A 14335-nucleotide genomic window follows, 5' to 3' on the forward strand; every position below is an offset into this window, starting at 1 on the left:
TATCGGAGGAGACTGACCATGAGTTTGAAACCGGTTGTCCGATCAATGAAGGACTCGCTCGACGGGATGCCGATCCACATTCGGCAACTCGCCGAGATGTTCCGCAAGCACGGGCAGAAGCAGAACCGCAACACGGCAGGCGTCAACGACCTCGACGCGACCGATGTGCCGGATGCCCTCCGCGACGGGTGGAAGAAGGACTCCTGGCACACGCCGGATCGCATCGTCGGCTCGGGCAAGCCGAACCGGCCGTACCCGGCGGAGTACCTCGACGCGGACTATATCCGTGAGCACATCGACAAGTTCGGCGACGGCGCGACGCGCTTCTACCGTGCCGACAGCTTGAACACCTACGGTCCGGGCAACAACGGAACGACGTTCGTCTTCCCCACCAGCGAGATCGACAACATCATCGACCAGGCGGGCGGAGACCCCAAGAAGCTCGGCACCATGCTGGGTCTCGGCGAGAACTTCTTCGTCGACAAGAACGGCAACGCCGTCGAGATCATTCGTGCCGACTTCACACCGGACGAGATCACCAACGGCAATATTCGGATGCCGCAGGGCAACGAGGGCGGAGCCAACGCCCAGTGGATCCCCGGCGGATACCTTCCCGAGGGGATCCCGGAGGCTGTCGTGAATGTGTCCGATACCGGGACCGGGAGCTACACGAACTTCTATGTCGACTAGTTTTCGGTATCCGAACCAGTTCGAGACGTCGCGCCTAGAGGCGATCGGCGACCCTCCTTACCTCGATTCGGACGACGCCCGAGGGCGCTACAGCGAGGGGAAGAGCCTCCGTGTGGTCGACGACGGCAACCCGACGGCGTGGTTTCTTCTCGTCTCGCCCAAACGTCACCGCTTCACCCTGACGTTCTACGCGGCGACGGGCACGCCCATCCGCGAGGTGACGTGGGAAGACGACGGAGGATCGCTCTTCTGCCGTCGAATCATCGATCTCTTCTATCCCGATGGGGATCCCGGTCGCCGCGTTCCCTATTCCGAGGTCTTCACGGTCACCCAGCAGATCTCCACCGACCGCATTGTCACGGTCACATTGGCGTCGCCCCTCGGTGACGATGAGTTCCGTGAGGTCACGCTGGACTCGGATGATGGATTTCGACGTGCGGTGCCCGAGTTCGGTGAGTGGGCGCCGCTTCTCGCCGCCTCGACTCCGCCCGATCTGGAGCGTTTCGGGCTGGACGCTCTCGATGCTGTCACGGCGTTCGCCGAGGATTGCGTGCCTGCCGATCGAGCGGGTTCCAACGACGAGGTCGTCGCGCTCGGCGGCTGGCGAGTGCAATCGTCCGTGGGGGACATCATGCGGGTCGTGGACGCGATCGTCGCCGGTGAGTCGGAGTCGACGGCCGTTCCGGCGTGGGACCGAGGCGCCGTTCGCATACTGCCACTGGCTTTCCAGACCGACTCGACGAGCGGCCGATCGGCCGACGAGGAAATCCGCCGCATGACGGCACTGGCGAACGAACTCGCAGACGCATGCGAGTATCGGGCGGGGCGAGGGATCGCGCTGCCCCTCGACGAGGCCGACAACGACAGCATCCGTTCGTATGCCGAGGCCCTGCGCGCGGCGGGTGTGACCGAAGCGACCTTCTGGGACTTCGGCAACGACCGCGCTGTTGTGCTCGTCTGGCAACGCGAGGGGGGAGAAGTCGCCCTCAGTCTGCACATCGTTCCCGCGAGCTGGGTGTCGCCACGACACTTAGGGGCTACCGTTGACGGGATCGACGTGCGCTGGTCGCCGGCCGATCTCGATGCGCCGGATAGTCTGGGCTGAGGTTTCGACGAGAGGGCTATGAGCATGACGGATGCTGTCGGGAATGTCGCCGCGAACGCGGTCGCGCGGGTCTACGGTGCGAGTGAACTCGGCGTGCTGTCGCTGACGGCGCCCGGCGAGATCCACCCCCGGGTCGAGTACGTCGGCGGTGAGATCTTCATCGGTCTCGATGCCGATGGTGCGGCGATCACACAGGGGCAGGCCGAGGGCCTGTCTCGCCCGTTCCGTGATCTGCTGACGGATGCTGTGGCCTCTGTCTCCGCGCTGCCTCAGGCCGATGCCGGTGTGATCGTGATCGACGACGAGGCGACGGCATCCGCTGTTCTCCTCGACCCGGCACGCATCTCGGCCGACGCCGTCACGGGCTCTCCTGTCGTCTTCGCCCTGTCTCGCTCGCGCGTCGCGATCGTGGGTGCCGACGACGAAGCGGGCGTCGCCCGCGTGCTCAACCTCGCCGAAGAACTCTACGAAGCCGGCGGCCCCCTGGTCAGCGCTCACCCGATCGTGCGCGTCGATGACGCGTGGGCGCCGTTCCCGTGGCGCGAGCGGTTCCCGTCGCTCGAACTGCGGTTCGAGCGCGTGCTGCGGTTGTTCAGCGTGCGCGCATACGAGGCGCAGACCGTCGTGCTGCAGCGCCCCGACGTGCACATCGCCGATCCCAAGATCCAGGTGCTCGAGACCGGGGTCACCACCACGTTCGCGGCCTGGCCCAAGGGCACCGCGACGCTGTTGCCGGTGGTCGACAACGTGATCATCGCCGACCCGTCGGGGTCGATCAGCGTGGCGACGATGAACCAGTTCCTCGATGCGGGCGGCGATGCCATCGTGCGCACCGGCCTGTCACCGGCGCGGTACTTCGTGCCGGGCGACGCACCTCGAAGCTGACCTCCACGCTCCTATGGGCTGATCTCCCCATCGCGCTCGCACGCACCGCTGGGTAGCGTCATGCGCGGAGGTGGTCGCTGTGGGAATGATGTTGCCGGACGAGCTCATCTGGATCATGGACAAGTTGGGCCTGGAATGGCCCGACATCGATGAGGACGAGGTGCGCAAGGCTGCCGTCTACGTGCGCGGATACCGCGACGACATGGAGACGCTGGTGCAGACCGCCGATCGGCGCATCAACGGGGAAATCGTCGAGGCGATGCGCGGTCAGACGGGCACGGCGCATGTGACCGGGTGGAATCGCAACCGCTCCGAGAACGTGCAGCAGCTGCTCGATGTGCTGGGGCCGGCCGCGACCGGCATCGACATCGCTGCCGACATCGTCGTCGCGCTGAAGCTGAAGGTGATCGTCGACATCACGGTGACTCTCGCCCAGCTGATTCCTCTGCTGGCTGCGGGTCCACTCGGGGCGGGTGGGGCGGCCCTGCTGATCTTGGCGCGCAAGAAGTTGTTCTCGATGGCGATGGAGATCACGCTCGAGAAGGTCATCGACGAGGTGCTGCCGCTGGCGATCGAACCTCTCGCCGAGCAGGTGCCGGTGCTGGTGGCGGCGCTGCTCGATGCTCCGGTCGTCGAGGGGGCCATCGGCGACTCTGACGAGTTCTTCGCCGATCTCGCGGCGCTCGACCAGGCGGCCGATGAGATGGATGCGCAGGCCGCCGACGTCGAGGAACTGACCGACCGTCTGCTCGCAGACATCTCCAATCTGCAGATCTCGGGGGAGTGAACGATGTCGTTGAAGAAGCTGATGCGTGACCTGGTCGACGCGGTCGATGGGGCGGGGCGCGAGTTCAAGCAGGGATTCGGGGGAGCGTTCCGTAAGCGCGGAGGAAAGCACCGGGCGGATGCCGACGCCATCCGCGGCCTGGATCGCCGCAGTGCCGACGGCACTCCGAAGCATCGCAAAGACGGCAAGCCGACCTCGCATGCGAAGGACTACGACATTCGTGAGGATGTGCGCAGCGGTCTGCAGTCGCTGGGGTCGACGCCCAAGCATCGCGATCCCGACTACAACGCCGCCCGCGATCTCGGAACCTCGGTGGGCAAAGACGTTCGGGGGCTTCCCGGCGATGTGCTCGACGAGATCAAGGGCGTGCCGAAGAAGGCACCCAAGCAGCTGGTCGAGGAGCTCTACGAAGACGCGATCGGTCAGGACAGCCCCGACAAGTACGGCGAGAAGAGCCAGGGCGACATGCGGTTCCTGGCGCCCGCCGGTGAGGCCGGCGACCTGAGCGGTCTGAGCAACGGTGAGCTCGAAGACCGCTTCGGGCTGGAGAGCGGCTCTCTCGATGGTGCGACCGTCGAGGTGAAGACGATTCCCGACTCGCGCTTCGTGAGCATCGAGATCGCACGGTCCGAAAAGCTGTGACGCCGGGGGACTGAACCGTCCCGTCCGGGACCTGAGTGACGGTGCGCTCTGAGTGAGGCGCCTCGCGGTGAAGAGTCCGCCGGGAACCGCCGACTAGCAATGGCTTTGGCGAGTCTGAGCACGCACTCTTCCTCCACAGATTCCAGAAGTGGGAAGTCCTACCCATGGTGTGGATAACCTCTCGCCACGTACAGTCTGTGCAGGAGGTGTTGCTATGGGGATGATGTTGCCGAATGAGCTGATCTGGGTGATGGAGAAGCTCGGTTTCGAGTGGCCGGATATCGACGAGGACGAGGTGCGCCGCGGGGCTCAGATCGTCGGGACGTTCCGTGACGAGCTCGAGGGTCGATTGATGGCGGTTGACCGGAAGGTCAATGGGGATCTCGCGTCGGCGATGCGGGGGCAGGCGGGGCCTGCGTTCGTGTCGGCATGGAACACCAACCGTTCGCAGAACCTGCAGAAGCTGCTCGACATTCTGGGGTCGGTGCCGGCGGGGATGGATATCGCGGCGGTTGTGGTCACGGGGCTGAAGATCAAGGTGATCGCGGATGTGACGTCGACACTGATGATCCTGCTGCCCATGTTGACCAACCCGCTGACCGCGGCGGGCGCGCCCGGCATGCTGATCCTGAAGAAGATGGCGCTGAACGCGGCCGTTGATATCGCGGTTGAGCAGGTGTTGAATCAGGTGCTGCCGATGGTCATCGAGCCGTTGGCGGAGGAACTGCCGGGTGTGATCATGGCGGCGTTGGATGCTCCGGTGGTGGAGGCTGTCGCGGGGGACCCGGATGAGTTCTACGCCGATCTGGAGGCGTTGGAGGCTGCCGAGGGGGATCTCGACATGCATGCCTCTGACATCGAATCGTTGATCGATCAGCTTGCCGCTGATCTGTCGAGCTTGAACATCACGGGGGACTGAACCATGACGAAAATCGGCGACGAGGTCTTCCGCCCCATCATCCGAGCGCTGGATGACGCTCCGGTGCACATGCGTCAGTTGCGTGACGTGGTCGACGGGCTGAAGGCGAAGCAGATCCGCAACCGTGACGGCGTGTCCGACGTCGACAAGTTCGACACGCCTGGTGGTAACGGCCCGACGTATGGGCCTCACCTTCCGAACCCTAACGGCGACGGACCCGTCCACTTCAACGTCCCCGAGGGCGCAAGCCCCGCCGAGGTTGCCCAGTTCCATGACTATGTCAATCGCAGCAACCAGTATCTCGCCGACGGCCAGCTCTCGAGTGCCGGGCGCGTGACCACTAAGGGCGAGATCGCCGCGGACGCGCGTGATGCTGCGCGGGCCGAGCGGAATCGAGCCGCAGGCGCCGGTACCCCCTATCAGGGTGTCGTCGCACATGTACCAGATTCGACATGGGTCGGGCAGGGCACTCCGCCTGGTTGGGGTGACTACACTAGTCGAGTCAACTCCAGCCTGGCTGGTCAGGTCAACCGATATCCGGTGGGTTACAACCCCACCATGTTTGTAGTGAGGGAATGATGATCGATTGGGCCCCGAGAATTGTCGAGCTGGTGCGCCTCAAGGAGCAGATCTCGCGGTATGACGTTGACCGTATCTTTCCCTACACCTTGCCCTCGGTCGCAGCATCCCCGGAGCGGTTGGATGCCTATGAGCAAGGCACTGGCCTGACTCTCGATCCAGGACATCGGTCGTTCCTGGCAGCAGCGGATGGATGGCGGGCGTTCTTCGAGACGCAAGACCTTCTCAGCGTCGAACAGCTTGCATCGGGCGAGCACCGCGACGTGTTTACTGCGTGGATCGATTCCGCCCCTCCACAGGCACGTGAACAGGGGTATTCGTCGGCGACGCTGTTGCCGATCGCGGTCGATTTTGAGATGCCCTTCTACGCCGCGATGCCGGTGGTCGACGGACGTGTGGCTAGTCAGGTGATCTCGCTCGACCCGTCGGGCATCATCGAGGTATTCGACTCCTTCGAAGAGTACTTCGATGCGATCATCGTCTACACGAAGCGCAAGCTCACGAAATTCGAGTCCGGCACGTTCGGAAAGTAGGACGCAAGCTCGCTGACATCAACGCGAATGAAAAGCCTGGATCTGATCGCTTCGATGAAGCCGACCACCGAGTTTATCGAGGCTACCGCAGGCGTGGACGTCACAGTCCCTCTCGCGGACGGCAAGAGTCTCCTAATGTCGACGCTGTCCAACACGGCCCTCGAGTCGCGTTACGCCTCGACCCAGTGGCTCCTCGATCGGGGCTGTCCGCTCGGCGCTCCCAATTCGGAAGGCTACACGGAGCTCCATGTGTTGTTCGGGCAAGTGAAACATGACATCCCGTCTGACCTCACGATTGCGAAGCAGTTGATTGAGATTGGGGCGGACGTGAATGCAGTGAGTCCGCGTGGAGGCCTGGTTTTCTGTGAGGTGCTTCAGATGAAGTACACCGATGAAGACCTGGCGCCTCTTTATGATCTGTGGTTCGAGCAGCCGGTGACCCTTGATTTTGAGACGCCCTCAACGCGCGGGGCGACTCCTTTGGCGTACGCGCGTGCTGTGCCGTACCGCGCGAGCATCCTTGAGCGAATGGAACGATATGTCGCAGAGCACTCCTGAGTTCGTTCGTGATTCGGGCGGGTCGCTTCTTTCTCGGAATGCGTTGGATGGCAAGGCGCCGATCCGGTGGGCGTTTCGTGAGGAGCAGGCGAATCCGGTCGACAACGGGTGGCGGTTCTTGTCGGCGATCGATGACGACGAGTTTCTCAGCGACTCGGCGAACTTGGTCGTCGTGAGCTTCAACACGGTTGTGAGAATCGAGCCTGCTGTTCTTCCGCTGCTGTATCTGCCCGAGGGGACGGATGTCACCATCGAGCGGGACGCAGACGGCCGTATCACCATCATCGACAACGATTCGGGTCAACCACTCACCTTCTGAACAGAAATCGGGGTATCGGATGATCCAGGGTGATGTTTCCACGTTCCTGAGCGCGCTGGGCGCGAGCGAAGGCGATGCGCGGTTGGATCGCGCTCTCGCGCTGGTTGGCGGGGAGCCTGAAGTGGAGACATTCGTCGATGGCGGGGTGAGAAGTACCTACCTATCGCTGGAAGACAAGGGTGCCGAGTTCTTGCTGACCAACGGTGAATTGAGCACCGTGTTCTTGTCGGCGGCGTCGAAGGATGGCACGTATCCAGGGTGGACGACGCTGGTTGAGGGCGTTGCCCCGACATCTTCGCGAGAGGATGTCGTGCGCACATTGGGTGGACCGTTGCGATCGCGAGATACCTTCGTGACGTACAAGGCGGACCCGGGGTATTTGCAGTTCGACTTCGACGGCGACTCGATCAAGACCGCTGTTGTGATGCGCGAGCTGATCGGCGGGCTTGACCCGCAGCCCCAGCCAGATGAGGTTGCTGACGAAGTGACCGTGGACGGTGAGATCGCATCGTTTATCCGTGCCGTTGGCCTGCCGATGTTCTCGCGGGAGCACGTTGCATTGATGACGCTTGCCGGTCCCGCGATGGAGACCCACGAAGATGTGCGCGGCGGGGCAAACTGGGCCTACGACATCTTCCCCAACAGCGGTGTGACCTTGCAGTTCAAGGAAGAGGTGCTTGTGGCTGCATTGGTCGAGATTGTGAGTAAGGACGGTTCTGCCGCCTACCCGTCGCCGGATCAGTTGGTCTCCGGTCTTTCGTTGCCGTCGTCTCGCGAGGGTGTTCAAGCGCACTTCGGCAAGCCGGAGCGTTCGAGCCAGTACATGGATCTGTATCTCGTCGACGACCGATACTTGAGATTCGACTTCGAGTCGGATGTGAGTACTGCCGTGACTGTCGTGCAGCCCGGCGTCGAGCTCTGACATCGCCAGCAATGTCGAGTGATGTCACAGTGGACCTGATCCGCGCGCTGATCGAGCACATGAAAGGTGAGCGTGACGATTGGGAGTCGTTGGCGATGGTCATCGACTTCAGCGGCGGAAGGTTCAGTGGAACCCATGGCTACACGTACTCTCCGGACGGTGTGGTTTCTGCGGTGGCTTCGCGTCCTTCGGCTATCCGGCCGACGGTGAACGCCTACACCGAGAGCCTGTACGAGCCGGGTGCGGCGTTGTCGGTGGCGATTCTTGTGCAGTTCGATCGCACGAAGGGCGAGTACGAGGTGACATTCGAGGACTCGGATGTGTCGCGGTGGAAGGTCACGCCGGCGAACATCGATGAGATCCGTGAGAAGCTGCGCCCGCAGTTCGAGTGACTGCCGGCTGGGGTAGGTTGCTTGGCATGGTTGAGATCGCTGACTTCGTTTCGCATGCGCCCGTGGAGCCGGAGGTCATTACGGAGTATCGGGGTCGTGTTCCGGACGAGCTTGTGGAGTTGTGGGAACAGTACGGCTACGGCGCGTTCGGTGAGGGTTTCCTACGGGTGATCAATCCGAAGCTGTATGAGGCGGAGATCGGAGACTGCATCGGCAAGACCCAGGGCGACGGCATCGCAATCCCGATCATGGTCACTGCGTTGGGAGACTTGATCACGTGGGAGCCGAGCCTCGGTTTGGTCGCGGTCCAGTATCGACTCGGCACCGTCTATGGACTCGGTACCCGAGTGCGCAGCGTGCTGCGGCTTGTCGAAGACGGTCTCATCGCCAGCCGTCTGAAGGGTGAGATCTTCGCCCAAGCCGTCGAAGCATACGGCGAGTTGCCCTACGATCAGTCGTTCATTTTTGCGCCGCTCCTGTCTCTCGGCGGAACTGTGAAGGTCGAGAACCTTCACAAGCGGGAGACGATCACAGCGATCCAGATGATGGTCGAGTTCCAAGGCGTCATCGGTCACTGACCCTGAAGCACTCCAACCCGAAAGGTGCACCCCGTGTCGCGATTCGCCGAACTGCTCACGCCATCCCTGCCCGAGGGCTTCACGATTCCCGAGCCGCTCGACCGTGCCTGGTCGTGGATGGAGGCGCAGGGCTGGGGGCGGGAGAACGGCAACGGGTACTTCGTCACGCCGTACGCCGGTGACCGTCAGCTCGGGCCGGTCTTCTCGCCGCAGGAGTCATTGGTCGGCTGGTTCGAGCCCGGCGACCCCGGCTACGACCAGCTCGTGCCGATCGCCGAGATCTCCGGTGACGGCGGGACCGGCGCGATGTGGCTCGATGGTGACCGGGTGCGATTCGTCGGTCTCGGGTCTGACGGCGATACCTTTCTGCTCGCCGATTCCGCCGTCGATTTTCTGCGTCTGATCGCGATCGGCCATCACGAGTTGAACACCTGGGACCTCGAGAGCGAACCCGAAGAAGAGGATGCGGTCGAGGCGCACGCCGCCTTCCGCCGGTGGGTCGAATCGGAGTTCGACACCACGGTGCCGCCCGTCTGGTCGACCGCCGATCCCGACCCGTTCGAAGCCTGGGTCGGGCAGATGCAGGAGAAGCGATAGCGGTCGCAGTGCACGGGTGCTGCCTCCACATGGCAGGATGTTGGCCAGGGGGTAGGAAACGTGAGCGATGTGAATGCTGCGGTAGGTCTTGACGCCGACGGTGCGACCGAGCCGAAGAAGCCGGTACCGCTTCGTCTGGAGTTCGCTGGAGAGTGGCACGATCTGCCGTCGGATCGCCCGTTCATCATCGGACGCGAGGGCGACCTCGAGATCGATGACAACCTCTACCTGCACCGTCACTTCCTCGAACTGCAGTACCGCGACGGGCTGTGGTGGCTGGCCAACGTCGGCGTGCGCCTCGCAGCGACCATCTCGAGCGCGGGTGGTGCAGTGCAGTCCTGGCTCTCGCCCGGCGCGCGGATGCCGCTGGTCTTCGAGCGCACGGTGATCGTGTTCACAGCCGGCCCCGTCACATACGAGCTGAGTCTGCACACCGAACAGGCGCCCTATGAGGTGTCGCGTCAGGTGGAGATGTCGCTCAGCGGTGAGACGACCGTGATGCCGGCGAGCTTCACGCCGCTGCAGAAGCAGCTCATGGTCGCGCTCGCCGAACCGATGCTGCGCCGCGAGGGCGTGAGCATGAACGAACTGCCGTCATCGAGCGCTGCCGCCAAACGCCTCGGATGGACGATGAGCAAGTTCAACCGCAAGCTGGACAACGTCTGCGACAAGCTCGACCGCATGGGTGTGCAGGGTCTGCGCGGAGGCGCCGGCAAGCTGGCGACCAACCGTCGAGCCCGCCTGGTCGAGTACGCCGTCACCTCGCAGGTGGTCACGCGCGCCGATCTTCCTCTTCTCGACGATGAGGCCCTGCGCAATCAGAGCGACCCCGACGGCGACTGAGTCTGCTCGCGCAGTGCCGCTGGTTCAGCGCGTCAGGTCGGCGAGGTGTCGTGCGTCGTGATTGAGCACCTTCACGATGATGCCGCGCTGGCGCAGATCTGCGAGCGTGCGTGACTCCTCTTCGGAGTCGTGGCCGAGCGCGTGCGTGTTCGTCACGACGAGCACATCGCCCGGGCGCAGCGTGCCGATCAGTCGTGCCAGACGGTCGCCCCAGCTCTCGAGGATGTCGGGTGCCGGATGCCGGAACCCCTCGATCGGTACCCCGAACCGGGTCAGATCGTCGCGCTGCTGCACCACCGGGGGCATCCCCTCGCGGGAGACGACCAGGCCGACGAGTCGGGACCCATCGGGGCGGGCGAGCCAGAAGTCGCGGTTCTGCTGCAGCTCGGTGAAGCACTTCGGGCACTCGGCCGCCGCATGCGGCAGGTGCAGGGGGCTGGTCAGAGCCTCGTCTACCGTCGTTGCTGCGGTCGTCCGGTCTGTCGCTTCGCTCATGGGCGCACCTCCGGTACTCATTCTGCCCTGTAACCCGAGCCATATGTGGCCTCAGAGTTGCTGCAGGTGTCGGCGAGGCCCTTCGAGGCGCGCCACCGCGATCTTCACTTCGCCCAGCTCGTGCTCGACGGCCGTGAGTCCGCCGCCTACACGCTCGTCGGCCCGGTCGAATCGCGAGTCCATGCGGTCGAACCGTTCATCCATCCGATCGAAGCGAGCATCCATACGATCGAGTCGTGTGTCCATGCGATCGAATCTCGCGTCGACCAGGTCGAACCGCGCGTCGACGTGTTCGAATCGTGCGTCGATCCGCTTCATCAGATGGGAGAGCATTCCGCCGACGCCGCCCAACACCGTCACCACGAAGGCGAAGAGGGCGATCAGCATTCCGAGCGCATCAGGGGTCACGGTCACCAGTCCATTCTGCTCCGCAGAGCCGAGTTCGTCTAGTAACCATATGTCGAGTAAACGACCTCATCCGTAGACTGTGGAGAACGAGTTATCCACACCCCGAATGCCGGAGAAGTGAGGTCAGAGCAGTCCGAGCGCGCGAACCGCGTCGCGCTCTTCGACGAGCTCCGCAACAGACGCGTCGATGCGGGCGCGAGCCCAATCGCTCACCTCGAGCCCCTCGACGATCTGCCATTCGCCATCGACCGAGCGAACGGGGAACGACGAGATCAGTCCCTCGGGCACTCCGTACTCTCCATGCGAGACGACCCCCGCCGACGTCCAGTCGTCGGTGCCCTGCACCCAGTCGCGCACGTGGTCGATCGTCGCGCTCGCGGCCGATGCGACCGACGACGAACCGCGCACTTCGATGATCTCGGCACCGCGCTTCGCGACGCGGGGGATGAACGTCTGGTCGAGCCACGTCGGCACATCACCGACGATCGCGGCGAGAGCATCCGCCGCCGGCTGCCCACCGACGGTCGCATGCGACACATCGGGGAACTGCGTGGCCGAGTGGTTGCCCCAGATCGGCAGGCGTCGCACGGTCGCCACGGGGACCCCGAGCGTCTGCGCGAACTGACCCCGCGCCCGGTTCTCGTCGAGACGGGTGAGTGCGGTGAAACGCTCGGCGGGCACCCCATCAGCAGATGCCGCGGCGATCAGCGCATTCGTGTTGGCGGGGTTGCCGACCACCGTGACGCGCACTCCCGGCGCCGCGTGCGCCGCGATCGCCTGACCCTGCGGGCCGAAGATGCCGCCGTTCGCGGCGAGCAGGTCGCCGCGCTCCATGCCCGGCCCTCGCGGACGCGCTCCGACGAGGAGAGCGAGATCGGCACCGTCGAAGCCGACGGCTGCGTCATCGGTGACCTCGACGTGCTCGAGCAGGCCGAACGCGCCGTCCTGCAGTTCGAGCGCCGCGCCCTCGGCGGCGCCGAGTCCCTGCGGAATCTCGAGCAGCCGCAGCCGCACCTTCTCGTCCGGTCCGAGCAGGTCTCCCGCCGCGAGGCGGAACAGCAGCGCGTAGCCGATCTGTCCACCCGCGCCCGTGATGGTGATCGTCGTGGTCATACACCGAGCCTACGACCGTCCGAGGGGCGGAGTACCCTCGGATTCATGACCTTCAACCCCGACGCCGACCTCTCGACCAACACCACGCGTCGGCGCGGACGCAACGCCGCGATCGCCGGCGGCACCGGTGTCGGTGTGCTCGGCATCATCGCCCTGATCGCGGGGCCGTTGCTCGGAATCGATCTCTCGGGCCTCTTCGGTGGTGGCGCCGCTCCGCGCGGGGGATCGTCGGGTAGCTCGGTCATCGAGGACTGCGACACGGGGGCGGATGCGAACGCGAACGTCGACTGCCGCATGGCCGGCGCGCAGGTCGCGCTCGACGCGTTCTGGGAAGAGAACGTCGAGGGCTACGTCGCCCCGACGCTGACCGTGGTCGACGGACAGACGCAGACGCAATGCGGCACGGCATCCAACGCCGTCGGCCCCTTCTACTGCCCGCCCGAGCAGGGCGTGTACGTCGACCCCACGTTCTTCCAGGTGATGCAGCAGCAGTTCGGAGCATCCGCCGGCAATCTCGCCCAGCTCTACATCGTCGGCCACGAATGGGGCCACCACATCCAGAACATCACCGGCACCATGGACCAGTACCCGAACAACGGCACGGGCGAGGGCACCAACGGCGTGCGCATGGAGCTGCAGGCCGACTGCTACGCCGGCGCGTGGATCGGGCGGATCACCGAGGAGACGGATGCCGAGGGCGACCCGTACCTCGTCAAGCCCACCGAGACCGAGCTGGAAGATGCTCTGAACGCCGCGTTCGTCGTCGGCGACGACCACATCCAAGAGCTCTCCGGCTTCCAGAACCCCGAGAGCTGGACGCACGGGTCGAGCGCGCAGCGCCAGCGCTGGTTCGCCGAGGGCTACGCCAACGGCCTCGGCGTCTGCGCCCAGGTCTTCACTCTCCCGGCCGACCAGCTCGACCCGTGATTCCAGGCGGGCGCCGTGCGTCCGATACCGTGGAGGGGTAGTACCGAACGACTGACTGGGGGGTCGACGACGATGAACCTGGATGCGCTGTATCCGCCGATCGAGCCGTATGAGACGGGCGAACTGCTCGTCGGAGACGGCAACCGCCTCTACTGGGAGGTCAGCGGGAATCCCGATGGCAAGCCCGTCGTGTTCCTGCACGGCGGCCCCGGCAGCGGGACCTCCGCCTGGCAGCGGCAGTTCTTCGATCCCGAGAAGTACCGCATCGTGCTGTTCGATCAGCGCGGCTGCGGGCGCAGCACCCCGCACGCGGGCGAGCCAGGTGTCGACCTGCGCTTCCTGACGACCGCGCATTTCATCGCCGACATCGAACTGCTGCGCAAGAACCTCGGCGTCGACCGGTGGCAGGTGTTCGGCGGGTCGTGGGGCAGTGCCCTGGCGCTCGCGTATGCGCAGGCGCATCCGGATGCCGTCACCGAGCTCGTTCTTCGCGGCATCTTCACCCTGCGCCGCGTCGAGCTCGAGTGGTTCTACGAAGGGGGAGCGGCCGCGCTCTTCCCCGATCTGTGGGAGGACTTCGTCGCGCCGATCCCGGTCGTCGAGCGCTCGCACATGATCGACGCCTACCACCGTCGCCTGTTCGATCCCGACCCCGCGGTGCACGTGCCCGCCGCGATCGCGTGGTCGACCTGGGAGGCGTCGACCGTCACGCTGCGTCCGGACGCCGCGCAGATCGCCGCCATGTCGGACCCGCGCTCGGCCACCGCCTTCGCCCGCATCGAGAACCACTTCTTCGTGAACCGCGGCTGGTGGACCGAGGGTCAGCTGATCGCCGGAGTCGACGCGATCCGGCACATCCCGACCGTGATCGTGCAGGGGCGGCACGACGTGTGCACGCCCATGATGACCGCATGGGACCTGCATCGGGCGTGGCCCGAGGCCGAGTTCGTCGTGATCGACGACGCCGGTCACTCGGCATCCGAACCCGGCACGCAGCGGGCGCTCCGCGCCGCGACCGACGGCTTCGCCGGCTGAGGCGCGCG

20 protein-coding genes are annotated in these 14335 nt (G+C 64.7%); 17 read left to right on the forward strand and 3 right to left on the reverse strand.

The genetic code is table 11. The features are described from left to right. Positions 1 to 18: 18 nt before the first annotated feature. From ACIOSY_RS15670 to ACIOSY_RS15740, 15 genes are all read left to right on the forward strand, one after another. Positions 19 to 690, forward strand: coding sequence for a hypothetical protein (locus ACIOSY_RS15670; protein ID WP_400854943.1), 672 nt, complete (start codon positions 19 to 21; stop codon positions 688 to 690). Continuing rightward, positions 680 to 1795, forward strand: coding sequence for a hypothetical protein (locus ACIOSY_RS15675; RefSeq protein WP_400854945.1), 1116 nt, complete (start codon positions 680 to 682; stop codon positions 1793 to 1795). Before ACIOSY_RS15670 ends, ACIOSY_RS15675 begins: the two co-directional genes overlap by 11 nt. 18 nt (positions 1796 to 1813) lie before the next feature. After that, entirely contained in the window at positions 1814 to 2680 is an 867-nt protein-coding gene (locus ACIOSY_RS15680; protein WP_400854947.1) for a hypothetical protein, read from the forward strand. An 85-nt stretch (positions 2681 to 2765) separates the two neighbouring features. Next, positions 2766 to 3467, forward strand: coding sequence for a hypothetical protein (locus tag ACIOSY_RS15685; RefSeq protein WP_400854949.1), 702 nt, complete (start codon positions 2766 to 2768; stop codon positions 3465 to 3467). 3 nt (positions 3468 to 3470) lie between these two features. Further along, the gene (locus ACIOSY_RS15690; RefSeq protein ID WP_400854951.1) at positions 3471 to 4109 is read left to right on the forward strand and encodes a hypothetical protein; all 639 of its coding nucleotides are present in this window, start codon (positions 3471 to 3473) and stop codon (positions 4107 to 4109) included. Positions 4110 to 4329: 220 nt separating this feature from the next. Next, positions 4330 to 5028 (forward strand): hypothetical protein, encoded by a 699-nt coding sequence (locus tag ACIOSY_RS15695; RefSeq protein ID WP_400854954.1) that lies wholly within the window; start codon positions 4330 to 4332, stop codon positions 5026 to 5028. A 3-nt stretch (positions 5029 to 5031) separates the two neighbouring features. Then, the gene (locus tag ACIOSY_RS15700) at positions 5032 to 5607 is read left to right on the forward strand and encodes a hypothetical protein (protein ID WP_400854957.1); all 576 of its coding nucleotides are present in this window, start codon (positions 5032 to 5034) and stop codon (positions 5605 to 5607) included. Next, positions 5604 to 6140 (forward strand): SMI1/KNR4 family protein, encoded by a 537-nt coding sequence (locus ACIOSY_RS15705; RefSeq protein WP_400854960.1) that lies wholly within the window; start codon positions 5604 to 5606, stop codon positions 6138 to 6140. Before ACIOSY_RS15700 ends, ACIOSY_RS15705 begins: the two co-directional genes overlap by 4 nt. 135 nt (positions 6141 to 6275) lie before the next feature. Beyond that, positions 6276 to 6698, forward strand: a complete 423-nt coding sequence (locus ACIOSY_RS15710; RefSeq protein ID WP_400854962.1) for a hypothetical protein — start codon at positions 6276 to 6278, stop codon at positions 6696 to 6698. After that, the gene (locus tag ACIOSY_RS15715; protein WP_400854964.1) at positions 6679 to 7017 is read left to right on the forward strand and encodes a DUF2185 domain-containing protein; all 339 of its coding nucleotides are present in this window, start codon (positions 6679 to 6681) and stop codon (positions 7015 to 7017) included. Before ACIOSY_RS15710 ends, ACIOSY_RS15715 begins: the two co-directional genes overlap by 20 nt. A gap of 19 nt (positions 7018 to 7036) precedes the next feature. Next, positions 7037 to 7939: a hypothetical protein gene (locus ACIOSY_RS15720; protein ID WP_400854966.1), complete on the forward strand. Its 903-nt coding sequence runs from the start codon at positions 7037 to 7039 to the stop codon at positions 7937 to 7939. 29 nt (positions 7940 to 7968) lie between these two features. Continuing rightward, positions 7969 to 8331, forward strand: coding sequence for a hypothetical protein (locus ACIOSY_RS15725; protein ID WP_400854969.1), 363 nt, complete (start codon positions 7969 to 7971; stop codon positions 8329 to 8331). Between the two features lie 26 nt (positions 8332 to 8357). Continuing rightward, positions 8358 to 8909 carry a GAD-like domain-containing protein gene (locus ACIOSY_RS15730; protein WP_400854971.1) on the forward strand — a complete coding sequence of 184 codons (552 nt, stop codon included), beginning with the start codon at positions 8358 to 8360 and terminating at the stop codon, positions 8907 to 8909. Positions 8910 to 8942: 33 nt separating this feature from the next. Continuing rightward, positions 8943 to 9506, forward strand: a complete 564-nt coding sequence (locus tag ACIOSY_RS15735; RefSeq protein WP_400854973.1) for a hypothetical protein — start codon at positions 8943 to 8945, stop codon at positions 9504 to 9506. Positions 9507 to 9575: 69 nt separating this feature from the next. Then, positions 9576 to 10349: a hypothetical protein gene (locus ACIOSY_RS15740; protein WP_400855155.1), complete on the forward strand. Its 774-nt coding sequence runs from the start codon at positions 9576 to 9578 to the stop codon at positions 10347 to 10349. 24 nt (positions 10350 to 10373) lie between these two features. On the opposite strand, the gene ACIOSY_RS15745 is transcribed toward ACIOSY_RS15740, so the two are convergent. The 3 genes from ACIOSY_RS15745 to ACIOSY_RS15755 form a co-directional block, all read right to left on the reverse strand. Then, a complete protein-coding gene (locus tag ACIOSY_RS15745) occupies positions 10374 to 10844 on the reverse strand; it encodes a dehydrogenase (protein WP_400854976.1) in 471 nt (156 codons plus the stop codon). 51 nt (positions 10845 to 10895) lie between these two features. Beyond that, positions 10896 to 11258 carry a response regulator gene (locus ACIOSY_RS15750; protein ID WP_400854978.1) on the reverse strand — a complete coding sequence of 121 codons (363 nt, stop codon included), beginning with the start codon at positions 11256 to 11258 and terminating at the stop codon, positions 10896 to 10898. Between the two features lie 117 nt (positions 11259 to 11375). Then, positions 11376 to 12365, reverse strand: coding sequence for a malate dehydrogenase (locus tag ACIOSY_RS15755; protein ID WP_400854981.1), 990 nt, complete (start codon positions 12363 to 12365; stop codon positions 11376 to 11378). Between the two features lie 45 nt (positions 12366 to 12410). Here ACIOSY_RS15755 and ACIOSY_RS15760 point away from each other — a divergent pair, with 45 nt between their 5' ends. Together ACIOSY_RS15760 and pip are read left to right on the forward strand one after the other, a co-directional pair. Next, complete coding sequence (locus tag ACIOSY_RS15760; protein WP_400854983.1) at positions 12411 to 13292, forward strand: neutral zinc metallopeptidase; 882 nt, start codon at positions 12411 to 12413, stop codon at positions 13290 to 13292. 72 nt (positions 13293 to 13364) lie between these two features. Then, positions 13365 to 14327: a prolyl aminopeptidase gene (pip, locus tag ACIOSY_RS15765; protein ID WP_400854986.1), complete on the forward strand. Its 963-nt coding sequence runs from the start codon at positions 13365 to 13367 to the stop codon at positions 14325 to 14327. Positions 14328 to 14335 lie beyond the last annotated feature (8 nt).

The organism is Microbacterium sp. NPDC087665 (assembly GCF_044743285.1).
GTDB lineage: Bacteria > Actinomycetota > Actinomycetes > Actinomycetales > Microbacteriaceae > Microbacterium.